At 72.0% G+C, this 22,801-nt stretch carries 22 protein-coding genes and 1 tRNA gene; 10 read left to right on the top strand and 13 right to left on the bottom strand.

From position 1 onward, the window contains the following. Window positions 1-970: 970 nt before the first annotated feature. Window positions 971-1,378, bottom strand: coding sequence for a nuclear transport factor 2 family protein (locus ACZ6S0_RS18740; protein ID WP_465918870.1), 408 nt, complete (start codon window positions 1,376-1,378; stop codon window positions 971-973). A 232-nt stretch (window positions 1,379-1,610) separates the two neighbouring features. Continuing rightward, window positions 1,611-1,684: transfer RNA gene (locus ACZ6S0_RS18735), tRNA-Lys, on the bottom strand. A gap of 108 nt (window positions 1,685-1,792) precedes the next feature. On the opposite strand from ACZ6S0_RS18735, the gene ACZ6S0_RS18730 reads away from it, so the two are divergent. Both ACZ6S0_RS18730 and ACZ6S0_RS18725 read left to right on the top strand, forming a co-directional pair. Then, window positions 1,793-2,632, top strand: coding sequence for an AAA family ATPase (locus ACZ6S0_RS18730; RefSeq protein ID WP_465918866.1), 840 nt, complete (start codon window positions 1,793-1,795; stop codon window positions 2,630-2,632). Further along, complete coding sequence (locus tag ACZ6S0_RS18725; protein WP_465918864.1) at window positions 2,625-4,001, top strand: vWA domain-containing protein; 1,377 nt, start codon at window positions 2,625-2,627, stop codon at window positions 3,999-4,001. Before ACZ6S0_RS18730 ends, ACZ6S0_RS18725 begins: the two co-directional genes overlap by 8 nt. 10 nt (window positions 4,002-4,011) lie before the next feature. Here the strand turns inward: ACZ6S0_RS18725 and ACZ6S0_RS18720 are convergent, their stop codons facing one another. Then, on the bottom strand, window positions 4,012-4,779 hold the full coding sequence (locus ACZ6S0_RS18720) for a nuclease-related domain-containing protein (RefSeq protein ID WP_465918861.1): 768 nt from the start codon (window positions 4,777-4,779) through the stop codon (window positions 4,012-4,014). A gap of 170 nt (window positions 4,780-4,949) precedes the next feature. Between ACZ6S0_RS18720 and ACZ6S0_RS18715 the strand changes: the two genes are divergently transcribed. Then, window positions 4,950-5,540, top strand: coding sequence for a TetR/AcrR family transcriptional regulator (locus ACZ6S0_RS18715; protein ID WP_465918859.1), 591 nt, complete (start codon window positions 4,950-4,952; stop codon window positions 5,538-5,540). On the opposite strand, the gene ACZ6S0_RS18710 is transcribed toward ACZ6S0_RS18715, so the two are convergent. Genes ACZ6S0_RS18710 through ACZ6S0_RS18700 form a run of 3 tightly spaced genes read right to left on the bottom strand, consistent with a single transcriptional unit; the run spans window position 5,511 to window position 8,961 of the window. Beyond that, on the bottom strand, window positions 5,511-6,602 hold the full coding sequence (locus ACZ6S0_RS18710; protein ID WP_465918857.1) for an acyl-CoA dehydrogenase family protein: 1,092 nt from the start codon (window positions 6,600-6,602) through the stop codon (window positions 5,511-5,513). The two genes, ACZ6S0_RS18715 and ACZ6S0_RS18710, sit on opposite strands and share 30 nt — an antisense overlap. Further along, window positions 6,599-7,762 carry an acyl-CoA dehydrogenase family protein gene (locus tag ACZ6S0_RS18705; protein WP_465918854.1) on the bottom strand — a complete coding sequence of 388 codons (1,164 nt, stop codon included), beginning with the start codon at window positions 7,760-7,762 and terminating at the stop codon, window positions 6,599-6,601. Before ACZ6S0_RS18705 ends, ACZ6S0_RS18710 begins: the two co-directional genes overlap by 4 nt. Further along, window positions 7,759-8,961 (bottom strand): acyl-CoA dehydrogenase family protein, encoded by a 1,203-nt coding sequence (locus tag ACZ6S0_RS18700; RefSeq protein WP_465918851.1) that lies wholly within the window; start codon window positions 8,959-8,961, stop codon window positions 7,759-7,761. Before ACZ6S0_RS18700 ends, ACZ6S0_RS18705 begins: the two co-directional genes overlap by 4 nt. A 106-nt stretch (window positions 8,962-9,067) precedes the next feature. Here ACZ6S0_RS18700 and ACZ6S0_RS18695 point away from each other — a divergent pair, with 106 nt between their 5' ends. Both ACZ6S0_RS18695 and ACZ6S0_RS18690 read left to right on the top strand, forming a co-directional pair. Next, window positions 9,068-9,658, top strand: coding sequence for a GNAT family N-acetyltransferase (locus tag ACZ6S0_RS18695; protein ID WP_465918850.1), 591 nt, complete (start codon window positions 9,068-9,070; stop codon window positions 9,656-9,658). A 53-nt stretch (window positions 9,659-9,711) separates the two neighbouring features. Beyond that, on the top strand, window positions 9,712-12,165 hold the full coding sequence (locus ACZ6S0_RS18690) for an nSTAND1 domain-containing NTPase (protein WP_465918848.1): 2,454 nt from the start codon (window positions 9,712-9,714) through the stop codon (window positions 12,163-12,165). Window positions 12,166-12,168: 3 nt separating this feature from the next. Here the strand turns inward: ACZ6S0_RS18690 and ACZ6S0_RS18685 are convergent, their stop codons facing one another. Further along, the gene (locus ACZ6S0_RS18685; protein ID WP_465918846.1) at window positions 12,169-13,122 is read right to left on the bottom strand and encodes a DMT family protein; all 954 of its coding nucleotides are present in this window, start codon (window positions 13,120-13,122) and stop codon (window positions 12,169-12,171) included. Window positions 13,123-13,304: 182 nt separating this feature from the next. Next, window positions 13,305-13,679 (bottom strand): VOC family protein, encoded by a 375-nt coding sequence (locus tag ACZ6S0_RS18680; RefSeq protein ID WP_465918844.1) that lies wholly within the window; start codon window positions 13,677-13,679, stop codon window positions 13,305-13,307. A 255-nt stretch (window positions 13,680-13,934) separates the two neighbouring features. On the opposite strand from ACZ6S0_RS18680, the gene ACZ6S0_RS18675 reads away from it, so the two are divergent. Both ACZ6S0_RS18675 and secA2 read left to right on the top strand, forming a co-directional pair. After that, a complete protein-coding gene (locus ACZ6S0_RS18675; RefSeq protein WP_465918842.1) occupies window positions 13,935-14,819 on the top strand; it encodes a DMT family transporter in 885 nt (294 codons plus the stop codon). A 120-nt stretch (window positions 14,820-14,939) separates the two neighbouring features. Continuing rightward, window positions 14,940-17,141, top strand: a complete 2,202-nt coding sequence (gene secA2, locus ACZ6S0_RS18670; protein ID WP_465918840.1) for an accessory Sec system translocase SecA2 — start codon at window positions 14,940-14,942, stop codon at window positions 17,139-17,141. Window positions 17,142-17,174: 33 nt separating this feature from the next. Here secA2 and ACZ6S0_RS18665 read toward each other — a convergent pair whose 3' ends face one another. The 3 genes from ACZ6S0_RS18665 to ACZ6S0_RS18655 all read right to left on the bottom strand — a co-directional run bounded on the left by ACZ6S0_RS18665 (window position 17,175) and on the right by ACZ6S0_RS18655 (window position 18,886). After that, a complete protein-coding gene (locus ACZ6S0_RS18665; RefSeq protein ID WP_465918837.1) occupies window positions 17,175-17,771 on the bottom strand; it encodes a nucleotidyltransferase in 597 nt (198 codons plus the stop codon). Window positions 17,772-17,901: 130 nt separating this feature from the next. After that, window positions 17,902-18,654, bottom strand: coding sequence for a metallophosphoesterase family protein (locus ACZ6S0_RS18660; protein ID WP_465918836.1), 753 nt, complete (start codon window positions 18,652-18,654; stop codon window positions 17,902-17,904). Continuing rightward, the gene (locus ACZ6S0_RS18655) at window positions 18,638-18,886 is read right to left on the bottom strand and encodes a BON domain-containing protein (RefSeq protein ID WP_465918832.1); all 249 of its coding nucleotides are present in this window, start codon (window positions 18,884-18,886) and stop codon (window positions 18,638-18,640) included. Before ACZ6S0_RS18655 ends, ACZ6S0_RS18660 begins: the two co-directional genes overlap by 17 nt. Before the next feature lie 197 nt (window positions 18,887-19,083). Between ACZ6S0_RS18655 and ACZ6S0_RS18650 the strand changes: the two genes are divergently transcribed. Together ACZ6S0_RS18650 and ACZ6S0_RS18645 are read left to right on the top strand one after the other, a co-directional pair. Beyond that, window positions 19,084-19,290 (top strand): hypothetical protein, encoded by a 207-nt coding sequence (locus tag ACZ6S0_RS18650; RefSeq protein ID WP_465918829.1) that lies wholly within the window; start codon window positions 19,084-19,086, stop codon window positions 19,288-19,290. Between the two features lie 84 nt (window positions 19,291-19,374). Further along, window positions 19,375-21,201, top strand: a complete 1,827-nt coding sequence (locus tag ACZ6S0_RS18645; protein WP_465918825.1) for a transketolase — start codon at window positions 19,375-19,377, stop codon at window positions 21,199-21,201. 84 nt (window positions 21,202-21,285) lie between these two features. On the opposite strand, the gene ACZ6S0_RS18640 is transcribed toward ACZ6S0_RS18645, so the two are convergent. Then, complete coding sequence (locus tag ACZ6S0_RS18640) at window positions 21,286-21,957, bottom strand: ChaB family protein (RefSeq protein ID WP_465918822.1); 672 nt, start codon at window positions 21,955-21,957, stop codon at window positions 21,286-21,288. A 13-nt stretch (window positions 21,958-21,970) separates the two neighbouring features. Further along, complete coding sequence (locus tag ACZ6S0_RS18635; RefSeq protein ID WP_465918820.1) at window positions 21,971-22,243, bottom strand: hypothetical protein; 273 nt, start codon at window positions 22,241-22,243, stop codon at window positions 21,971-21,973. A 38-nt stretch (window positions 22,244-22,281) separates the two neighbouring features. Between ACZ6S0_RS18635 and ACZ6S0_RS18630 the strand changes: the two genes are divergently transcribed. Next, window positions 22,282-22,791 (top strand): shikimate kinase, encoded by a 510-nt coding sequence (locus ACZ6S0_RS18630; RefSeq protein WP_465918817.1) that lies wholly within the window; start codon window positions 22,282-22,284, stop codon window positions 22,789-22,791. Window positions 22,792-22,801: the final 10 nt, after the last annotated feature.

Genomic DNA, 22,801 nt, shown 5'->3' with positions numbered 1-22,801 from the left:
TCCTCGCTCGCGACGACCTCGACGCCGGAACGGTCCGTTCGTACGGGCAGACCCTGGGACGCCTGTGCCGGTCCCTGGGCGGTCACCTGCCGCTGGCCTCTCTGACCGCCGACCAGGTGACGCAGGTGTTCGCGACGACCTGGGGCGGGGCGGCGCCCGCGACGTGGAACCGGCATCGGGCCGCCGTCCGCTCCTTCGGCGCGTGGGCGGCCCTGGACGACCTCGCGGCGGGCCTCGACCGGCGGGGCGAGACCCGGCCCAGGACGGAGACGATCGGTGCGGATCGGCTCGACGCGCTGTGGAACCGTCCCGGCCTGCCCCTGCGCGAACGCACCCTGTGGCGGCTCCTGCACGAGTCCGCCGCCGGGGTGAGCACCGTCCTGTCAATGAACGTGGAGGACCTGGACCTGGACGACCGGCGGGCCCGCGTCGGCGGCACCTGGGTGAGCTGGCGTTCCGAGACCGCCCGGCTCCTCCCCCGGCTCGTGGCCGGCCGTACCCGGGGCCCGGTGTTCCTCGCCGACCGCCGTCCCGGCCCGGCCCGCACGCCGGCTCCCGCCGACCTGTGCCCGGAGACCGGCCGTCGCCGCCTGTCCTACGAACGGGCCCAGTACCTCTTCAAGCAGGCCACCAGATCCCTGGACCCGGCGGGCGACGGCTACACCCTCCGCCAACTGAAACCCGGCCTACCGCCTCACCCACGGCGCCACCGGCATTGAGCGAGGGTAGGAGTTCCGGTCGCTCGAGGCCCCTACGCCGACCCCCAACGCTCTCTTGACCACGTACGGGAGAGCCCTCGCCGCGAGATCGGCAGGCAGCAGCCGGCCTTCCCCCGGTCGGTTCTCGTCCCGCCGCCGCGCTCACGGCCCACGGGCTGTCCGGCCATCCGGGACAGGTCCACCCCACTCGCTGCGTCGGTCTCGGGCAAGGTCTGGTCGATGGCGTCCACTGGCTGGACAGCCCAATCGGCTTATCTGTCGCGGGCTGGAATGGGCTCAGCCAGCGCAGCGCGCTCGGGAGGCGCGGGGAAGGGGTCGGCGAAGTACTGGGTCTCGTGCGTCACGAGACCGTCGGTGATCTCCATGACGCTGAGCGAGTACGTGGGCACGCCGTCATAGGTGATCACGCACTCGCTCACCCAAAGGTCGCCGCCGCCCAGGATCCGGCGGATGGCGAAGTGGCGTTCGGCCGGGTGCCTGCCGCGTTGCGCCTGGATCCTTGACCGGCCCCTGAAGCGCTCGCCCGACTGCGGGTAGTCCAGGATCGCGTCGGCAGCGTAGATCGCGTGCTCAGCGTCGACGTCCCCGCGTTCGGAGGCCTCCCAGTGCTGTTGGAGCCGAGCCCGGATGTCGGCTTCGGGATCACTTGCGCTGTGCACCGTTAGCCCTCCATGACCAGCAGGAATGTCGGCGGCTGCCACGACAGATGTTACCCGGGGGGTCTCGTACAGCTTGGGAGCGCCTGGACGGACTCCCGCCGTTCGCCCGGCAAGCCGTCATCACCGCGCCGAACCAGTCCCTGGCCGACACCGATCGGGCGATCGTCACTGGTTAGGACCAGCGAAGCGACAAAACCCCAGATCAGCGAACTGACCTGGGGTTTCTGTGCGGTGCGCCGCCAGGGACTCGAACCCCGGACCCGCTGATTAAGAGTCAGCTGCTCTAACCAACTGAGCTAGCGGCGCTGGCACAAAGGAATATACCGGCGATCAGGATCCTGGTCGAATCGGAATCAGGCGGACATCCAACCGCTAGAATAAAGCTCGGCACGCCACCGGCAGACAGGATCAGCGATGTTCGACTCGCCCGCCGACGTGACGGAACGGCTCGCCGCTGTGGGCTACCTCTCCGACGACGCCATCTCCACCTCGGTGTTCCTGGCCGCCGCGCTGGGCAAGCCGCTGCTGGTCGAAGGGCCGGCCGGGGTGGGCAAGACCCAGCTCGCCAAGGCCGTGGCCCAGGCGACCGGGGCCGGCCTCGTCCGCCTCCAGTGCTACGAGGGCCTCGACGAGGCCAGGGCCCTGTACGAGTGGAACTACAAGAAGCAGCTCCTGCGGATCCAGGCCACCAGCGCCGACGACGACATCTTCGGCGAGGAGTTCCTGCTGGAGCGGCCCCTGCTCAAGGCCATCAGGGCCGAGGGGCCGACCGTGCTGCTCATCGACGAGACCGACAAGGCCGATGTCGAGGTCGAGGGGCTGCTGCTGGAGCTGCTGTCCGACTTCCAGGTGACCATCCCCGAGCTGGGCACGATCGTCGCCACGCGCAGGCCGTACGTGGTGCTGACCTCGAACGCGACCCGCGAGCTGTCGGAGGCGCTCAAGCGGCGCTGCCTCTACCTGCACCTCGGATACCCCACCCCCGAGCGCGAACGGGACATCGTGCTGGCCCAGGTGCCGGGCTTCCGTGCCGACCTGGCCGAGCAGCTCGTCAGGACCGTGGCGACGCTGCGGGCGCTGGAGCTGAAGAAGGCCCCCTCCGTGGCCGAGACCGTGGACTGGGCCAACACCCTGCTGGCACTCGGACGGGACGAGCTGGACGAGGCGACCGTCGCCGGCACGCTGGGCGTGGTGCTCAAGCACGCCTCCGACCACACCCGGGCGGTCAAGGAACTGGGGCTGCCCGATGCCTGAGACGGCCACGGGCGGGTCGCTGGTCGACCGGCACGTCGGCTTCGTGCACGCGCTGCGCGCGGCCGGGCTGCCGGTGTCGGTCGCCGAGGGGCTCGACGCGGCCAACGCGCTGCGGGTGATCGAGCTGGCCGACCGCGAGTCGCTGCGCGCCGCCTACGCGGCCACGCTGGTCAAGAAGCCGGCCTACCGGCCGGGGTTCGACGTGCTGTTCGACCTGTGGTTCCCGGCCGCCATGAGCGGCCTCCGGCCCGCGTCACCCCGTACGGACCTGGCGACGGCCGAGGTCGAGGAGCTGCGCGAGCACCTCGCGGGGCTGCTGATCGGCTCGACCGACCAGGAACTGCGCGAGTTCGTCCAGGCCGTGGTGGCGCGGTTCGGCAGGCAGGAGGCCGGGCCCGGCCGCCAGAACTGGTTCTCCTACAGCGTGCTGCGCGCCCTCTCGCCCGAGACGCTGATGGCCGGCATCCTGCGCGAGGTGCTGCGGGGCGGTGAGCGCGGCGGGCTGGCGGAGCAGAACGTACGCCGCCGCGTCCACGCCAACCTGCGGCGCTTCGAGGACGCCGTGGCCACCGACGTACGCCGCCGCATCGCCGAGGACTCCGGGATCGAACGCATCGCCCGCTCGGCCGTCCGTCCCCCGCTCGACCAGGTCGACTTCCTGCGCGCCACCAGGGCCGACCTGGCCAGGCTGCGCAGGGAGGTGCACCCGCTGGCCCGGCGGCTGGCCGCGCGCCTGACCATCAGGCACAGGAAGGGCAGGCGGGGCCGCCTCGACTTCCGCCGGACCATGCGAGCCTCGCTGCAGAGCGGCGGGGTGCCGCTGGACACCCACTTCAGGCCGCCGCGCCCGCACCGGCCGGAGCTGGTCGTGCTCTGCGACACCAGCGACTCGGTCTCGTCGTTCGCCCACTTCACGCTGCTGCTCACGTACGCGCTGCGCGAGCAGTTCACGAAGGTGCGGGCGTTCGGGTTCGTGGACACCGTGGACGAGATCACCCGGTTCTTCCTGCCGGGCTCCGACGTGGTCGAGGCCATGGCCAGGCTGGCGAACGAGGCCGACCTGGTCCGGTTCGGGCGGACGAACTACGGGCACTCCCTGGAGCGCTTCGCCGAGCGGTACGGCGACGCGATCGGCCCGAAGACGTCGCTGCTGATCCTGGGCGACGCCCGCTCCAACTACCAGCCGCCCGCGCTGGACGTGCTCGCGTCGCTCGTCTCCAGGGCCCGCCACGCGTACTGGCTCAACCCCGAGCCGCGGCCCCAGTGGGACACCGGCGACTCGGTGGCCGGTGATTACGGCGCCGTCGTCCCCATGTACGAGTGCCGCAACGTCGCCCAGCTCACCGCGTTCATCGAGACGCTGGCCTGAGCCCCTGGGCTCAGACGCGTTGCAGCTCGCGGGCCGCGGTGCGGGTCAGCAGCTCGATCTGGGCGTCGTCGAGCACGTCGCCGTCGGCCGCCCTGATCAGCCTGGCCGCCAGCTTCGGCCGGAGCAGCGTGAGACCCTCGGCCATCACCACGCCGCCCTTGGGCATCAGGCCGCAGTGCACCGCCATCACGGGCGTGATGGTCACCGGGACGCCGGTCTCGCGCGTCAGCAGCTCGGCGAACGCCTCGGCCCGCTCGACCAGGGCCTTGGCGACCTTGCTGCCGTACTTCTCGCCGAAGAAGAGCCGCCCCGCGTAGCAGGCGATCTCGGTGTCGGGGCTCCAGGACTCGTTGTCGACGATCCACACGCCGCCGGGCCCGATCACGAGGTGGTCGATGGACGCCTGGCCGCGGATCGCCCGTCCGTCGAGGACGCGGTAGCCGGAGCGGCCGAGCGATCGGCGCAGGGCGCGCCCCGTGATCGTCTCGCCGCGTCGCGCCCCGCGCCACACCGCCGTCTTGTGGAATGAGTACCAGTAGACGAGCCAGTCGCCGCCGGCCACGGCCCCGGCCAGCAGCAGGCCGGTCAGCGCGGAGGCGCCTTCGAGCCCGAACCTCAGCCCCAGGGCCACGCCGATGACGAATCCCACAGCGGCCTTGGCATACCGGTACTTGCGCCGGTTCGCGGCGTCCTCACGCCAGAACTTCTCGTACCACCACTGCGGGGAAGAGCCTGTGTACTTCTCGTTGGGCTGCACGTAGATAGAGCCACCGGGCACGGCAAACTCCCCGAATGAGTAGTTGTGCAGGATCTGCCACGCCGAAGATCCCTCGCCGGTCAAGGGATACCCAATTCGCGACCAAGGCGAGCCTAAGGTGACGTAATTAGTACCCGCAAGACCAACAACCGACCAGTCGGTATGCTGGGGCGGTGACCAAGGGGGGCCATGTGAAAGAGGAACCGGTCAGACAGCGCCTGCTCGCCGAGGCGACCAGGCTGTTCGCCGCGCGCGGGTTCGAGAGCACCTCGGTGCAGGAGATCGTGGTGGCGGCGGGGGTGACCAAGGGCGCCATGTACCACTACTTCGACTCCAAGGACGACCTGCTGCACGAGATCTACGCCCGGGTGCTGCGCATGCAGACGGACCGGCTGACGCAGATCGCCGACGGACCGGGCACGGCGCGGGAGCGCCTGCACAGGGCGGCCGCCGACGTCGTGGAGACCACCGCCGCCAACCTCGACGACTCGAAGATCTTCTTCCGGTCCAACCACCTGCTCGCGCCCGAGACGCAGAAGACCGTGCGCGCCGAGCGCCGCCGCTACCACGAACGCTTCCGCGCGCTCGTGGCCGAAGGCCAGCGCGCCGGCCTCTTCAGCGACCGCGTCCCGGCGGAGCTGGTCGTCGACTACTTCTTCGGCTCGGTGCACCACCTGGGCACGTGGTTCCATGCCGAAGGCCCGCTGACCGGCGCCCAGGTGGGCAGGCACTTCGCCGACCTGCTGCTCGCCTCACTCGGGGCCGGGCACCCCGACGAGTGAGGCCAGCGCCGCGCGGTGGTCGCCGGGCGTGCCCAGCGCGATCTCCGTGGCCTTGGCGCGCTTGAGATAGAGATGGACGGGGTGCTCCCACGTCATCCCGATGCCGCCGTGGAGCTGGAGTGCCTCCTCGGCCGCGCGCACGGCCACGACCGCGTTCCACGCCTGCGCCACGGCCGCGGAGACCGGCAGTTCCGCGTCGGCCGCCCCGGCTGCGTCTCCAGCGGCGGCTCCAGCAGCGTCTACGGCGGCGGCTCTGGCGGCGGCCCTGGCCCTGACCACGTCGAGCCACAGGTCGGCCAGCCGGTGCTTGATCGCCTGGAAGGAGCCGACCGGCCGGGCGAACTGGTGACGCTCCTTGACGTGGGCCAGCGTCGTCTCCAGGCACCACTCCGCCACGCCGAGCTGCTCGGAGGCCAGCAGCCCGGCCCCGAAGCGCAGCACCGCGGCGAGGTCGCACGTGCCCACGCGCCTGGCCTCGGCACGGTCGAACGTGACGGTGGCCACCGGCCTGGTCAGGTCGAGCGAGGGCCCGGCCGCCACCGGGACGCCCTCGGCCGCGTACAGGTCGCCGTCCACCGGCACCAGCAGCACGTCCGCCACGTCGGCCCCGGCCACGCCGGTGACCGTCCCTGACAGCCGCCCGTCACCGTCCACGCTCACGGACGAGCCCCGCTCGGGCCGGTACGGCGACGCGACGAACGACACGGCGAGCGCGGCGGTGGCACGCCCCTCCGCCAGCTCCGCGAGCAGCGCGTCACGGGTCGGCAGCAGCGCCCGCGTGGCCAGCACCGCGCTGGTGAGGAACGGCACCGGCGCCACGGCCCGGCCCAGCTCCTCCAGCACCACGGCCGCCTCCCTGGCCGACGCCCCGGCCCCGCCCAGCTCCTCGGGCACCAGCAGCCCGGCCACCCCGATCTCGCCGGCCAGCGTCTTCCACAGGCCCAGGTCGTACGGCTCGGACTCGACGCGCCCGAGCACGGCCGAGTGCGGGCAGCGGTCGGCCAGCAGACCGCGTACGGAGGCTCTCAGCTCCTCCTCGACCTCGGAGTAGAGCAGCGTCATCGCGGCAGGTCCTTCCAGGGCACGTCCTTGTCGACACGGGGTTCTGAGGGCAGGCCGAGCACCCGTTCGGAGATGATGTTGCGCAGGATCTCGGAGGTGCCGCCCTCGATGGAGTTGCCCTTGGCCCGCAGATAGCGGTAGCCGGGGCCGCGGCCGTAGAAGTCGACGTCCTCCGAGCGGCGGAACGTCCAGTCGTCGTAGCCCAGGTCGCGCCGGAACTCCAGGTCGAGCCCGGTCAGCGCCTGGTTGAGCCGGGCGAACGAGAGCTTCATGCCCGACCCCTCCGGCCCTGGCTGCCCGGCGGCGAGCTGTTCGCGCAGCCGCGCCCCGGACAGGCGGGTGACCTCGGCCTCCACCCACAGCGCCAGCAACCGCTGGTGCAGCTCGTGGGTACGCAGCTCGGGCCGCTCGCGCCAGGCGTCCAGCACGGCGGCCATCGCCCCTCCACCCCGCCGGGTGGGGGCGCCGCCGATGGCCACCCGCTCGTTCATCAGCGTGGTCTGCGCGACCCGCCAGCCGTCGCCGACCTCACCCAGCCGCAGGTCGTCGGAGAGCCGCACCCCGGTCAGGAACACCTCGTTGAACTCGGCCTCCCCGGTGATCTGCCGCAGCGGCCGGACCTCGACGCCGGGGGCGCGCATGTCGCAGACGAAGTACGTCAGGCCGCGGTGCTTGGGCACGCCGGGGTCGGTACGCGCGACGAGGATGGCCCACCGGGCGTGGTGGGCGCCGGACGTCCAGACCTTCTGGCCGTCCACCACCCACTCGCCGCCGTCCATGACCGCCCTGGTGGCCAGGGTGGCCAGGTCGGAGCCTGCGCCCGGCTCGCTGAAGAGCTGGCACCAGATCTCCTCCCCCGTCCACAGCGGACGCAGGAAGCGGCGCCGCTGCTCCTCGTTCCCGAACGCCAGGATCGTCGGCGCCGCCATGCCCAGGCCGATGCCCTGGAGCCCGCTGTTGAGCTGCGGCGTGCCGGCCAGCTCACCCTCCACGACCTGCTGCAGCTCCCGGGAGGCGCCCAGCCCGCCGAGCCCTTCAGGGAACCACACCCAGGCCAGCCCGGCGTCGAACCTGGCCCGCAGGAACGCCGGCCGGTCGCCGCCCGGGTCGTGCTCGCCGAGGAACGCCGCCACGCGCTCCCTGATCTCCGCCTCGTTCACATCCACCTCTTCAGCTCGCGATAGGCCAGCGACCGCTTGTGCACCTCGTCGGGGCCGTCGGCCAGGCGCAGCGAGCGGGCCCCCGCCCAGAGCCCGGCCAGCGGGAAGTCCTGGGAGACGCCGCCCGCCCCGTGCACCTGGACGGCCTTGTCGAGGATCCACTCCACGGTGACGGGGGTGGAGATCTTGATGGCCTGGATCTCGGTGTGGGCGCCCTGGTTGCCCACCGTGTCCATCAGCCAGGCCGTCTTGAGCACGAGCAGGCGGGCCTGCTCGATCCTGATGCGGGACTCGGCGATCCAGTCCTGGACCACGCCCTGCTGGGCGATCGGCTTGCCGAACGTGGTCCTGGCCAGCGCCCGCCGGCACATCAACTCGACCGCGCGCTCGGCCATGCCGATCAGGCGCATGCAGTGGTGGATGCGGCCGGGCCCCAGCCTGGCCTGGGCGATGGCGAAGCCGCCGCCCTCCTCGCCGACGAGGTTGGCGGCCGGGACGCGTACGTCCTCGAACACGATCTCGGCGTGCCCGCCGTGGTCGGCGTCGGTGTAGCCGAAGACGTGCATGCCGCGTTCGATCCGCACGCCGGGCGTGTCGCGGGGCACCAGGATCATGCTCTGCTGCCGGTGCTTGGGCGCGTCGGGGTTCGTCTTGCCCATGACAATGAAGATCCTGCAGTTGGGGTTCATCGCGCCGGAGATGAACCACTTGCGGCCGTTGATGACGTACTCGTCGCCGTCGCGGGCGATGGACGTGGCGATGTTCGTGGCGTCGGAGGAGGCCACGTCGGGCTCGGTCATCGCGAACGCCGAGCGGATCTCACCGTCGAGCAGCGGGCGCAGCCACTCCTCGCGCTGCCAGGCGCTGCCGAACATCGACAGCACCTCCATGTTGCCCGTGTCGGGCGCGGCGCAGTTGGTGGCCGTGGGGGCGAGGACGGGGCTGCGGCCCATGATCTCCGCCAGGGGCGCGTACTGGAGGTTCGTCAGGCCGGCGCCGTGCTCGCCGGGCAGGAACAGGTTCCACAGGCCGCGCTTCCTGGCCTCGTCCTTCAGGTCCTCGATCAGCGGCGGCGGGGCCCAGCCGCTGGTCCGCGCCTGCTCCTCGTAGGCGGGCTCGGCGGGATGGACGCACTCGTCCATGAAGCGGAGCAGTCGCTCGCGCAGGTCCTCGGTGACGGTGTCGAAGGCGAAGTCCATGCTGCGAGCCTACCGACCGGCCGGTATGAGTGTCGACAGGTGGTTCCCGGCAAAAGCCGCCAGGTGGCCATGAGCGTGACGGGACGGGACTCGTAAGGTTGCCGCCATGACCGCGAAGCTACCCGCGCCGGTGGTGCTCGAGAACGACGTCGTCCGGCTCGAACCCCTCACCATGGGGCATATCCCCGACCTGTTCGCCGCCGGAGGCGGGGACGACGACGTCTGGCGCTGGCTGCCGATCGACACCCCGCGCTCGGAGGAGGAGCTGGGCAAGGCGGCCCTGGGGCTGATCGAGGACGGCGGGCACGTCCCGCTCGCCGTCGTACGCAAGGAGGACGGGCGGGCCGTGGGCTGGACCACGTACGGCGACGTGCCCGGCTTCGACGCCAGCGTGGAGATCGGCTGGACCTGGTACGGCCGCGAGGTCTGGCGCACGGCCGTGAACACGAGCTGCAAGCTGCTGCTCATCGACCACGCGTTCGCGCTCGGCCACAACCGCGTGCTGCTCAAGACCGACCACCTCAACCTCAGGTCGCAGGAGGCCATCAGGCGCATCGGCGGCGTGCACGAGGGCACCCTGCGCCGCCACCGCAAGAGGCCGGACGGCACCTGGCGCGACACCGCCTGTTTCGGCATCCTCGAAGAGGAGTGGCCGCAGCACCGCGACCGCTTGAGGGCCCGCCTGCACCTCTCGTAGCACCGCGTCAGGGCCCGCTCGGACCTTTCGCGGAAGGGCGGCTCTGATCCCGCATGAGTGATCGGTTTGGGGGCTACTGGCTCGGTGCCCGGCTCGACGGCGGCGGGCACGTCGCCGTGCACGAGGCGTACGACGAGTCGGGCGCCCGCCACGCCCTCGGCCTGCCCCGCCCGCCGGACGACGAGGCCAGGGCCGGGCTCGCCGCCTCGGCCGCGGCCGCCCGGCAGGTGCGCTCGCTGTCGGTCGCCGAGCTGACCGAGGCGCGGCTCGACGGCGAGCACCCCTACCTGGTCAGCGAGTACGTCGCGGGCCCCACCCTGCGCCAGGTCGTCGACCGCCACGGCCCCTACGCGGGCGACGACCTCTACCGGCTGGCCACGGCCACCGCCACCGCGCTGGCCGCCGTGCACGAGGCGGGCGCGTGCCACGGGGCCCTCACCCCCGCCAAGGTCGTCCTGGGCGCGGACGGTCCCCGGCTGGTCGGGCTCGGCCTGGCGGCCGACGGCGGCGGGCCGCCCGCCGACGTGCTGGCCTGGGGACGGCTGCTGGTCTACGCCGCCTACGGCCCCGGCGAACGATTACGCGGCGGCGAACGCCTCGACCGGCCCCTTCGCGGGCTCGTGGCCGCCGCCCTCGACCGCGACCCGGAACGCCGCCCCGGCGCCCGCCAGCTCCTGATGTCCCTCCTCGACGCGCCCCAGTCCCAGCAGGGCCGCCTGCTGCCGCCCGAGCCCGTCGACGACCCGCCGCTCGGGGCCCGCGCCGAGACCGTCTATCTCAAGCTCAGCCCGGCCGAGCAGGAGCTGGTGCCCGACGTGCTCCTGCGGCTGGTGGGGCTCGACGCCGACGGCGCCGACACCGTCGTCACCGCCGCCAGGGACGAGCTGGTGGCCGGGCGCGACGCGGACGAGGTCGCGGCGATCGAGGGAGTGCTGGCGGCGTACGGGGCGGCGGGCCTGGTCGAGCGCGAGGCCGGGGCGTACGGGGAGGCGCGGACGGCGACCCCGGAGCCCCTGGAGACCTCGCCGCCCCCAGCGACGGTGGCGATCGCGCACGCGGCGCTGCTGCGGGCCTGGCCGCGGCTGCGCGAATGGCTGGACGGCGAACGGGCGGGGCTGGCCGTGCACCGCGAGCTGGCGGAGGCCGCACGGCAGTGGGAGGCGGGCGGGCGGCGGGCGGCGCTGCTCTTCCGGGGGGAACCGCTGGACCGGGCGGTGGCCTGGGCGGCCGGTGGACGGCGGCGGATGACGTTGAGCGCGGGCGAGCAGACGTTCCTCGACGCGGGGCTCGCCCGGCTGCGGCGGCGCGGACGCGGGCGGCGGGCGGCCACGGCGGGGCTGGTGACGGTGGCGCTGGTGGCCGCGCTGCTCGCCCTCTGGCAGCGCGGCGTCGCCGACGAGCGGCTGGACGAGGCCATGGCCAGGGTGGCGGCCTCGCGGGCGGAGGCGCTGCGGGTGGCCGATCCGGTGACCGCGCGCAAGCTGAGCCTGGCCGCCTGGCGGCTGGCCCCGATCCCGGAGGCGCGGCGGGCGCTGGAGGCCGGGGACGTGGCGGTGGGGGTGTTCGCCGACCCGTACGCGGGGCCGCGCACGCTGCACGCCATCAGCGACGACGGGGCCACGCTGGCCGCCTTGGAGGAGGGCCTGCTGCGCCTGTACGACCTGGCCTCGGGCCGTACGGTCGCCACGACGGCGGGGCCGGCGCAGAGCGTCCGCGCGATGGCCTGGGCCCCGGACGGCCGCACCCTGGCGCTCGTCGGCGTCGACCGCTCCTACCTGTACGACCTGCGTACCGGGACCGTGGGCCCGCCCTTCGGCCGCGGGCTCGGCGCGCCCGGTGAGCAGATGGCGTGGTTCAGCCCGGGAGGCGGGCTGCTGTTCGCGGCGGCCCGGCAGTCGGGTGAGCGGTGGGCGTGGGACCTGCGGGCGGAGCGGGCCGCGTACGTGGGCCGGTACGCCGTGGTCGGCCCCCAGGACGGGGTGGCGCTGGTGTTCGACGGGCGGGAGTCGCAGGTCAGGCGCGCGGGCCGGGCGTCGCCCGCGCCGTGGCTGGAGCGGATGCCGTGGGAGTACACGACGTTCGCGCCCGACGGGGAGCGGGTGGCCATCGCCGAGGAGAGCGGCATCCAGGTCTACGGGCTCGACGGCGTCCCCGCGCGGCACACCCGCCTGCGCCCCTCCCCCGGCCTCCTGCGTTTCAGCCCGGACGGGCGGCTCCTGGTCAGCACCGACAGCGACCGGGTACGGGTGTGGCGGCTCGCCGACGGGACCCTGCTGGCCGAGCGGCAACTACCGGCCTCGGCCGACCGGCCCGCGCGGGCGGCGCTGTCCGGCGACGGCAGGTGGCTGCGGGTGCTGGCGGGACGCGGCACGGTGCTCACCATCGACCTGGCGCCACCGGGCGTCCCGGCTGATCGGGGCGCGTGGGTGTGCGGGCGGTACGGCCCGCTCACGCCCGCGGAATGGGCGCGGCACCTGCCGGAGGTGGCGTACCGGGAGGTGTGCTGACGCTCAGCCCAGTTCGGAGGTCGCGGGCGAGGGACGGGAGGTCGCGTCCACCGGCGCGGAGTGGACGGGGACCGCGCGCTCGAGTCGCGGCGCGACGGGCCCTGGGACGGCGACGGGCGGCGACGTGCTGGGTTTGCCGTGATGGTCAGGGGTGAGCCGGCCCAGCGTGATCGTGCCGCCGACGGTCAGCGCGGCGGCCATCAGGGCGGGGACGGCCGTCGAGGGCGAGGTGGGCAGCGGCTCACCGAGGAGGATCGCCCCGGCCAGCACCGAGGTGATGGGATCGACCACCTGGACCCCGGCGTAGGCGATGCCGAAGTAGCCCACCGCGTACGAACGCTGGAGCAGCACCACGGCGCACACCAGCAGCACGGGCACGGCCAGGCTGAACCAGTGGACCAGCCGCCCCCAGTCGCCCTGCATCCCGCCGCCCACCACCCGCACGAACGTGGACACGCTCGCGGTGACGGCCCCGGCCCCCACCGACAGCAGCAACGCCCTGGACGCCCCGTGCACCCTGCCCGCGGCCACCTGGGTGACCAGCGCGATCACCCCGATCACGGCGATGAACCCGAGCGCCGCCGCATTGCCCAGCCTGGGCGTCACGTTGTGCGTGGGCACCAGCAGCATGAGCCAGAGCAGGCCCACGGCCACGGCGATCGAGCCCAGGATCTCGGCCCGGTACGGCCTGCGCCCGTACATGAACGCGGCCAGCGGCACGGCGAACACCAGCGTGGCGACGCTGATCGGCTGGACGGCGACCAGCGGCGCGAAGCTCAGCGCCACGGCGTGCAGGCAGGCGCCGGTGAAGGAGATGATGCCGCCGACCCACCAGCGGGGGCGTCTCACCAGGCTCAGCGAGGCGCCCTCGGCGACGACCTCGTACTGTTGCAGGGCGGCGCCGAGGGCGTAGCCCAGCGCCCCTGCCAGCGCGATCAGCATGCCGACCCAGGTCATCGCGGCCCGCGCAGGAGCAGGGGTACGTTCAGCAGCATTGCTCCAGCTTAAGAGTCCGGGCAGGCCCGAGGGTCATCCTTTGGTCGGAAACATCAGACTAAATCAGTCGCGACCTGCACGAACATATGGCCATCCTCGAACCCACACCTGTGCCGTCCTTGTCGTCCTTGTCGAACGTCGGGCTACGACTGGAGGGGGCAGAGGCAGAAGAGGTGGCCCTGCGGGTCCTGCAGGACGATCCAGCGGGTGCCCTCCTCGGTGATCCCCGGCTGGAACTCGGGCCTGGTGGCCCCCAGGGCGACGTACTCCTCGGCCGCCCGCTCCATGTCGGGCACCCGGAAGTCGAGGTGGAACTGCTTGTCGGGGCTCGGCCACACGACCGGCTCACGGTCGGCGACGCGGCCGAAGTAGATGCTGACGGTGCCGTCGGTGAGGGCGGCGTACTCGTCCTCGGCGTACGTGATCTCCATTCCGGTGACCTCGTGGTAGAAGGCGGCCAGTGCCCGGGGATCGGCGCAGTCGATGGAGAAGGCGAGGAGGTTTGCTTTCGTCGTCATGCCGGGGAGCCTGCCAGCCGTACCTGCCATCTTCTGTCAGGTATGACGATCCCCACCCGCCGCTCGCCCCAGGTCGGCAGGACACGGGGTGGCCCGGCTAAGGTGGGCCCATGCATCGGCGCCTCATCTGCTCCCCGCCGCCGGCCCGCTAGCGGGCGGCGGCGTTTCCTGACATTCCGGGTCTGACCGATCCGGGGGTGGTTGCTGCCCGCACACCGGGCCCATACCGACCACTCCACCCGGAGAACCCCTGTCATGACCCATGTCTCCGCCCGGCGGGGCACCTTTTACGTGTCCGTGGCCGCGACCGCCTGGGGCACCGGCGGCGCCGCCGGATCCCTGCTCTTCGAGACCGGCGGCCTCGGCCCCGTCGGCGTCTCCCTGTGGCGCTACCTGCTCGGCGCCGCCTTCCTCCTCGTCCTGGCCCGCCGGGCCCGCGTCGGCGGGCTGCTCAACGGGCCTCTCAACGGGCGTCTCCTGGTCGTCGGCGCCGGGATGGCCGTCTACCAGACCGCGTACTTCGCCGCGATCGCCCACTCAGGCGTCGCCGTGGCGACCGTGGTGACGATGGGCGCCACTCCCGTCTTCACCGCCCTGGGCAGCCGCTTCCTGCTGCGCGAGCGGCTCGGCCGGGTCGGGCTCGTCGCCCTGGCCGCCGCGCTGGCCGGGCTCGTCCTGCTCACGGGCGAGGCGGCGGTGCAGGCCGGGGCCTCCTCGGCGCTCGGCGTCGCCTTCGCCCTCACCTCGGCCGCCGGGTACGCCGGGGTCACGCTCCTGTCCAGGCGCCACAACGGCGACGACCCCGCGACCGTGGCGGTCGGCGGGTTCGTGGTCGGGGCGGTGTGCCTGGCGCCGTTCGCGCTGGCCGAAGGGGTGGTGCCGGTGCTGACCTGGGAGACGGTCGCCCTGCTCGTCTACTTGGGGGCGGTGCCGACGGCGCTGGCGTACGGGCTGTTCTTCCGTGCGCTGACCGCCCTGCGGGCCACCACCGTGTCGATCATCTCGCTCGGCGAGGCGGTGGGCGCGGCGCTGCTGGGCGTCGTGGTGTTCGGCGAACGGCTCACGCCGGCGGCGTGGTGCGGCTGCGCGTTGCTGCTGGCCGCCGTCGTGGTGCTGACCGCACGGGCCGATACGGCGTGATGTGACGGTCTCAGCCCTCGGATGAGTTAAGGTCCGGTACGGCGGCGCTTGCCGAATCGTCGCTCCGCTCTCCGCCCCGGCCGGGGGAACGGTGTCGGCGCAGCGCGCGTTGGAGGAACTGTGGCCTCGATCAAGGGAATACTGAGGAACCTCCTGGATCGTCCAGGAGGCGTCCCCCTGACGCCTTACCAGAAGACCGTCAAGGCGGCCGACGCGCGCGCCGAGCGGGTGCGCGGGCTCGACGAGCTTCCCGTGCCCGACATGAAGGACCTGGCCGAGTTCTGCGCGGTCGCGCGCGAGGCCGCCGACCGGACGCTCGGGCTGCGCCCGTACGACGTGCAGCTCCTGGGGACGCTGGCCCTGCTCGACGGCAAGGTCGCCGAGATGGCCACCGGTGAGGGCAAGACCCTCTCGGGGGCCATGGCGGCGGCCGGCTACGCCCTGCAGGGCAAGCGGGTGCACGTCATCTCGGTCAACGACTACCTGGCCAGGCGCGACGCCGAGTGGATGGGCCCCTTCTACGAGGCGCTCGGCGTCACGGTGGGCTGGATCGGGCAAAACTCCTCGCCCGCCGAGCGGCGCGAGGCGTACGCGAAGAGCGTCACCTACGGGCCCGTCAGCGAGATCGGGTTCGACGTGCTGCGCGACCGGCTGCGTACCGACGCGGGCGAGATCATCGTGCCCGCTCCCGAGGTGGCCCTGATCGACGAGGCCGACTCCGTGCTGGTCGACGAGGCCCGCGTGCCGCTGGTCATGGCCGGGGCGGCCGACCCGGGCAGCGCGGTACCGGAGATGGCCGCGCTGGTCAGGCAGCTCGTACGCGGCTACCACTACGAGATCGACGAGCAGGCCCGCAACGTCTACCTCACCCCCAAGGGCGCCGACAGCGTGGAGAACCTCCTCGGCGTCGAGCTCTACGACGAGCACGAGCCAGGCACGCTCATCGAGCTCAACCTGGCCCTGCACGCCCACTCGCTGCTCGCGCGCGACGTCGACTACATCGTGCGCGACGGCAAGGTGCAGCTCATCAACCCCTCGCGCGGCCGGGTGGCGCTGTTGCAGCGCTGGCCCGACGGCCTGCAGGCGGCCGTGGAGGCCAAGGAGGCGCTGCCGCCGAGCGAGAAGGGCGAGATCCTCGACTCGATCACCGTCCAGGGCCTGATCCGCCGCTATCCGCAGATCTGCGGCATGACCGGCACGGCCGTGGCCGTCAGCGAGCAGCTCGGCGAGTTCTACGGGCTCAAGGTCGCGGTGATCCCGCCCAACCGGCCGTGCGTGCGGGTCGACGAGCTCGACCGCATCTACCCGACCGTTCCCGACAAGGACGCGGCGCTGGTCGAGGAGATCCAGGCGGTCCATGAGACCGGCAGGCCCATCCTCATCGGCACGCTCGACGTGGCCGAGTCGGAAAACCTCGCCAAGCTGCTGCAGCGGCGCGACCTGGAGCCGGTCGTGCTCAACGCCAAGAACGACGCGGAAGAGGCCGCGATCATCGCCAGGGCGGGCGAGCGCGACGCCATCACCGTCTCCACCCAGATGGCCGGGCGCGGCACCGACATCCGCCTCGGGGAGGGCGTGGCCGAGCTGGGCGGCCTCTACGTGATCGGCTCGGGCCGGCACGCCAGCAGCCGCCTCGACGACCAGCTTCGCGGGCGGGCCGGGCGGCAGGGCGACCCGGGCGGCTCGGTGTTCTTCGTCAGCATGAAGGATGATCTGATCACCCAGTTCGTGCCCGACGAGCGTCCGCCCGCCGCCGACGCCGACGGGGTGGTGCGCCACCGGCGCGGCGCGTACCTCGTGGGGCACGCGCAGCGCGTCGCCGAGGGCGTCAACCTGGAGATCCACCGCAACACGTGGCGCTACACCCGGCTGCTCGAGCGCCAGCGCGAGCTGATCCTCGAATGGCGCGACAAGGTGCTGCACGGCGACGCCGCCGCCAAGGCGCTGGCCGAGGCCGACTCCGGGCGGTGGGAGGACCTGCCGGAAGAAACCCGCGACGAGAAGGCCCGGCAGATCGTGCTGCACGCGATCGACCGCTGCTGGACCGAGCACCTGGCGTTCCTGACCGACCTGCGCGAGGGCATCCACCTGCGGGCACTGGGCCGGATGAGCCCGGTCGACGAGTTCCACCGGGAGGCGGTGGCCGAGTACAAGTCGCTGCTGGCGGAGGTGGAGAAGCGGTCGCTGGAGTCGTTCGAGGCGCCGGAGCCCGATCTGAAGCGGCCCACGGCCACGTGGACGTACCTCGTGCAGGACAACCCGTTCGGCACCGAGTGGGACCGGATTCTCAAGCGGGTCACCGCCGCGACGCGGCGCGGCTGATCAGCGGCTGGTCAGCGGCTGGTCAGCGGCCGGTCAGGGCCACTTCGAGTCGCCCGACGGCACCACCGGGCCGTCGAGCACGGCCAGCCGCTCCAGCAGGGTGACGAACGTGATCGCGTACGGCGAGTCCGACACGACCGCCGCCACGCGCGGCCAGTCCACCTGCTCGCGCAGCGCGCGCACCTGGGCCAGCAGCGCGCCGTAGTCGCAGGCGTGCTCCGACAGCGGCAGCAGCCACGTGATCACCAGGTCGGTGGCCTCCAGCACGGGCACGATCACCGCGGACGCCTTCAACGGCTCGGCTCGGTCGAGCAGCTCGTCGGTGATCGGCAGGTCGGACACCCGGTAGATCAGGTCCACCAGCCGCCCCTCGTCGTACGCCTTGACCAGCCAGTCCTCCGGCGGCTTGGCCGTCTGGAAGCCCAGGCCGCGCAGCGCCTCCAGCGCGGCGGGCACGTCGTGCTCGGTGAGCACGAAGTCCACGTCGTGCAGGGAGGGGGCCGCGCCACGGGCGTACGCCGCACAGCCACCGGCCAGCGCGAACTTCACCCCGGCGTCCTTCAACCCCGAGCTGGCCCGTTTGAGCGTGTCGAGGATGGCGTCGGTGACCGCGTGCCCGTGGCTGCTCATGTGAGCGGGCTACCCAAACGATCGTCAAGTAGGCGTGGGGCGCCATGACCTGCTCCGGGGATCGTTCTCGTCGTCGGCGGGCTCCCGGCGGGGCCGGCGGCTTCGACGTCAGGGGCGGGCCGTTGAGGGGTCAGGCCACGGGCTGCAGGCCCTCGTCGCAGCTCAGGCAGTAGACGGCGTACGCCCGGTTGAGCACCGGCAGGGCCACGTTACGCACCCTGATCCCGCCCGGCGTCATGCCCTTCTCGCTGCCCTTGTGCGCGTGACCGTGCAGGATGAGGTCGGCGCCCGCCGTGTCGACCGCCTCGGCCAGCAGGTAGCTGCCGAGGAAGGGGTAGATCTCGTGCGGTTCGCCCTCCAGCGTCTCCTTGATCGGGGAGTAGTGCGACAGCACGACGCGGTGGTCGGCCACGATCTCCTTGAGCGCCACCTTCCACGCCTCGGCGATGTTGCGGGTGTGGGAGACGAAGTTCTTGATCTCGCGCTCGCCGAACTCGCTCGCGCACTTTCCCGCGAACCCGCCGCCGAACCCCTTGCCGCCGACCACGCCCACCTTCTTGTCACCGCACTGGATCACCGCGCCGTCGTCGTCCAGCACCATCACCCCGGCCTCGCGCAGCTCGTTGGCGATCTCGTACTGGAGGTCGGAGTGGTAGTCGTGGTTGCCGAGCACCGCGACGGCCGGGATGGGCAGCCCGCGCAGCTCGTCGGCGACCACGTGGCCCTCCTCCATCGTGCCGTGCCTGGTCAGGTCGCCCGCCAGCATGAACACGTCGGCGCGGTCCTCGATGCCCTCCAGTCTCTTGCGGTACTGGCCTCTGCCGTCCTCGCCCAGGTGGATGTCACCCACGGCGGCTATGCGCAGGTCAGTCAAGACGCTCATCCTCCCCTGGCTCGGTGGCCTCAACGACGTTGATCTCGTTGTGCAGATGGAACTCGGGCGCGGCCTCGTGCGCCACCTGGCCGAGCCTCTCGCGCTGTGCGGCCCCGCTCACCTGGCCGCGCAGGAAGAGCTGGTCGCCTCTGATGTCGACGCGGATTCCGAGCTCGTGCGTGCGTCCGTCCTCGGCCAGCGCCTGCTGGACACGGGCCGCGACGTACTGCGGAGCTTCCATCGCTCGCCTCCCTCTTCTGTCGCCGCATGCCCAGGCATCAACACCTCAAACTGTATTAATCAGGTAAAAAGCTCCCTTTCCACTGGTACGCCGGGCGGGGCTACCCCCGGACGTTAGGCCGCAAACGGGGCGGGCAGGTGAGCGGCATGTCGGACAACGGAAAGTGGCATGAAGAGCGGGACCAACGAGGTCATGCCATGGTCCCGGCCACGCCCCGCGACGTGGTGCACATCAGGGTGGGCTCGTACCTGCTGGTCTTCCTGTTCGCGTTCACGGTGCTGGGGATCCTCACCAGGGCGTGGGTCCTGGCGGGCATCGCGGTCCTGGTGGCCGTCGCCACGGTGGTCGACATGATCCTGGCCGTGAAGAAGCAGAAGCGGCGGCACAACGGAGAGGCGGGCTGAGCGCGGCACGACGCCACCGCGCGGACGGGTGGACGTGGTGACGTCGGGGCTCGCGTCACAGGAACCGTACTCCAGGAGGTCTTCATGCCTGAACGCGATCTTCAGTACCTGGCCGAGCTGGCGGCGCAGCTCCGCGTCGACTCCGTACGCGCCGCGGCCGAAGCCGGTTCCGGCCATCCGACCTCGTCCATGTCCGCCGCCGACCTGATGGCCGTGTTGTTCGCCTGCTACCTCCGCTACGACTTCGACGACCCGGACAACCCGGCCAACGACCACTTGATCTTCTCCAAGGGCCACGCCTCACCGCTGCTCTACTCCCTCTACAAGGCGGCGGGCGCGATCACCGACGAGGAGCTGCTGTCGTTCCGGCGGCGGGGCAGCCGCATGGAGGGGCATCCGACCCCCCGCCTGCCCTGGGTGGACGTCGCCACCGGCTCACTCGGCCAAGGGCTGCCCGTCGGGGTGGGCGTGGCGATGGCCGGACGGCTGGAGCGGGTGCCGTACCGGGTCTGGGTGTTGTGCGGCGACAGCGAACTGGCCGAGGGCTCCATCTGGGAGGCCGCCGAGCACGCCGGCTGCGAGGGGCTGGCCAACCTGACCGCGATCGTGGACGTCAACCGGCTCGGACAGCGCGGCCCGACCAGGCACGGGTGGGACACCGGGGCGTACGCGCGCAGGTTCGGGGCGTTCGGCTGGCACACGATCGAGATCGACGGCCACGACCCCGGACAGATCGACTACGCGCTCGGCGACGCCTGCAACACCCGCCGCCGCCCGACCGCGATCCTGGCCAAGACCCGCAAGGGCGAAGGCGCGCACGAGGTCGAGAACCGCGAGGGGGCCCACGGCAAGCCGCTCAAGGACCCGGACAAGGCCGTGAAGGAGCTGGGCGGGCTCAGGAACGTACGCGTCGCGGTGCACGAGCCAGCGGTGAAGGCGGCGCCGTTCCGGTTCGAGTCCGACGGGCTGGAGCTGCCCGCGTACGCGGTGGGCGAGCGGGTCGCGACGCGGACCGCGTACGGGCAGGCGCTGGCCGCGCTCGGCGCCGCCCACGGGGACGTCGTGGCGCTGGACGGCGAGGTGGCCGACTCGACCAGGACCGAGGCGTTCGCCAAGGAGTTCCCCGAGCGGTTCTTCGAGATGTACATCGCCGAGCAGCAGCTCGTGGCGGCGGCGGTGGGGTTGCAGGTGCGGGGCTGGAAGCCGTACGCGGCCACGTTCGCGGCCTTCCTGACCAGGGCGTACGACTTCATCAGGATGGCGGGGGTGAGCCGGGCCTCGATCCGGCTGGTGGGCTCGCACGCGGGCGTGGCGATCGGCGAGGACGGCCCGTCCCAGATGGGCCTGGAGGACCTGGCCATGCTGCGCACCGTGTACGGCAGCACCGTGCTCTACCCGTGCGACGCGAACCAGGCGGCGGCCCTGGTCGCCGAGATGGCCGGGCTGGAGGGCGTGTCCTACCTGCGGACCACGCGGGGCGACACGCCGGTGATCTACGAGCCGGGCGAACGCTTCCCGGTGGGCGGCTCACGGGTGCTGCGGCACACGCCCGGCGACCGGGCCACGATCGTGGCGGCGGGCGTGACCGTGCACGAGGCCCTGGCGGCGGCCGACGACCTGCGCGAGTCGGGCATCCCCGTGGGAGTGATCGACCTGTACTCGGTCAAACCGGTCGACGCGGCGGCGCTGACCGAGGCGGCCACCACCACCGGCAACCTGATCACGGTCGAGGACCACCGGCTGGAGGGCGGCCTGGGCGACGCGGTGATGGACGCGGTGAGCGAACTGGGGCCGCGGGTGGTGAAGCTGGCCGTGACGGGGCTGCCCGGGTCGGCGACGCCGCGGGAGCAGCTCGCCGACGCCGGCATCGACCGACACGCCATCGCCGGGGCCGTCAAGAGCCTGCTGTGAGCACCCGGGGCACGCATGAAGTGACCCACTCATGAACGAGGGCCCGATGAGCGGGTCCTGGCGTTCATGAGTGGGTCACGTGGGTCACCGGGACTTCTTCGTCCCCATGCGGGACTTCGTGGTCCCCATGCGAGACTTGGTGGTCCCCATACCGGCCTTGGTGCCCATACCGGCTTTGGTGCCCATGCCGGTCTTGGACGCCATTCGGGACTTGGTGGTCCCCATGCCGGCCTTCGTCCCCGTGCGGGTTTTCGTGGTCCCTACAGCGGACTTCGTCCCCATGCGGGACTTCGTGGTCCCCATGGTGGCCTTGGTGCCCATACCGGCCTTGGTGCCCATGCCGGCCTTCGGCATGACCTTCTTGCCGGCCTTCTTGATGGCACTCAGGAGCTCCTGCTTGCTCATCTTCGAGCGGCCGACCACGCCCAGCTTGGCGGCCACCTTCTGCAGGTGCTCCTTGCTGGCGCTGGCGTCCACGGCCGCGGTCATCCGGCTAGTGCCGGTGCGGGCGGTGGCGGTGCGGGCGGTGGCGGTGCGGGCGGTGGCGCCCCTGCCGGTGGGGCCCTTCTGGGTCTTCGGCTCCCAGTGGTCGCCGACCTTCTCGAAGGAGCCCTTGAGCGCGGCGAACGCGGTCATGTGCGCACGCCGCCCCTCGCCGTACTCCTTGACGGCCGAGTCGTGGGCCTTGATCCACATGTTCTGGGCCCTCTTCGGCGAACGTTTGATGGTCGACGGCAGCTCTTGAACGGCTGGCATGTCGATTCACCTCCTACAGCGGTGGTTCGTCGTAGTGGCGTCGTTCCTCGTGGACGGTGGTCCGGCGGGCCACGGGCTCCTCGCTGCCGTGCACCGGTTCGCCGATGGGACCGACCGCCCTGCGGGTGACCCGGATCCTGTAGATGCCGAACAGGAGTCCGGCCAGACCGCCGAGCATGAGGATGACGCCCACCACATTGAGGTCGAGGCCGGCGAGGTCGACCTCGACGGCCCAGGTGAGGATCGCACCGAGCATGATGAGGATGATGCTTCCGGCGACGGTCATCAGATTTACCTCCTTGACACGAAAGAACTTCTATCCCCATGTCGAGAATCAAACCCGTCGTGATGATCGGGCTCATGGGCTCGGGCAAGACGACCTCGGGCCGCTTGGTCGCCGAGGCGCTCGGGCTGCCCTTCACCGACAGCGACCAGTACCTCCGTGACCGGCACGGCGCCACCTCCGCGCCGATCGCGGCCCGCGAGGGAAAGGAGGCGCTGCACCGCTACGAGGCCGAGCACGTGCTGGAGTCGCTCGCGGGACCGCCCCAGGTGGTCGCGGCGGCGGCCAGCACGCTGGAGCACCCCGAGGTGCGCGCGGCGCTGCGCGCGGCGTTCGTGGTCTGGGTGGACGCCCCCGACGAGGTGCTGGCCGAGCGCATGCGCACCAGCGACCACCGCCCCGACTACGACCCGGCGGCCATGCGGGCCCGTCGCGAGCGGTTCTTCCGCGAGGTCGCGGATCTGGTCTGCGACGTCGGTACGCTGAGCCCTGAGCAGGTGCGCGACGAGGTTTTGCGCGGAATGGGATTGCCCGAAACCGGTCGAGACTGATAGCCAAAAG

It is taken from the genome of Nonomuraea sp. NPDC051298 (assembly GCF_055586305.1).
This window is presented reverse-complemented; position numbering and strand designations above follow the sequence as displayed.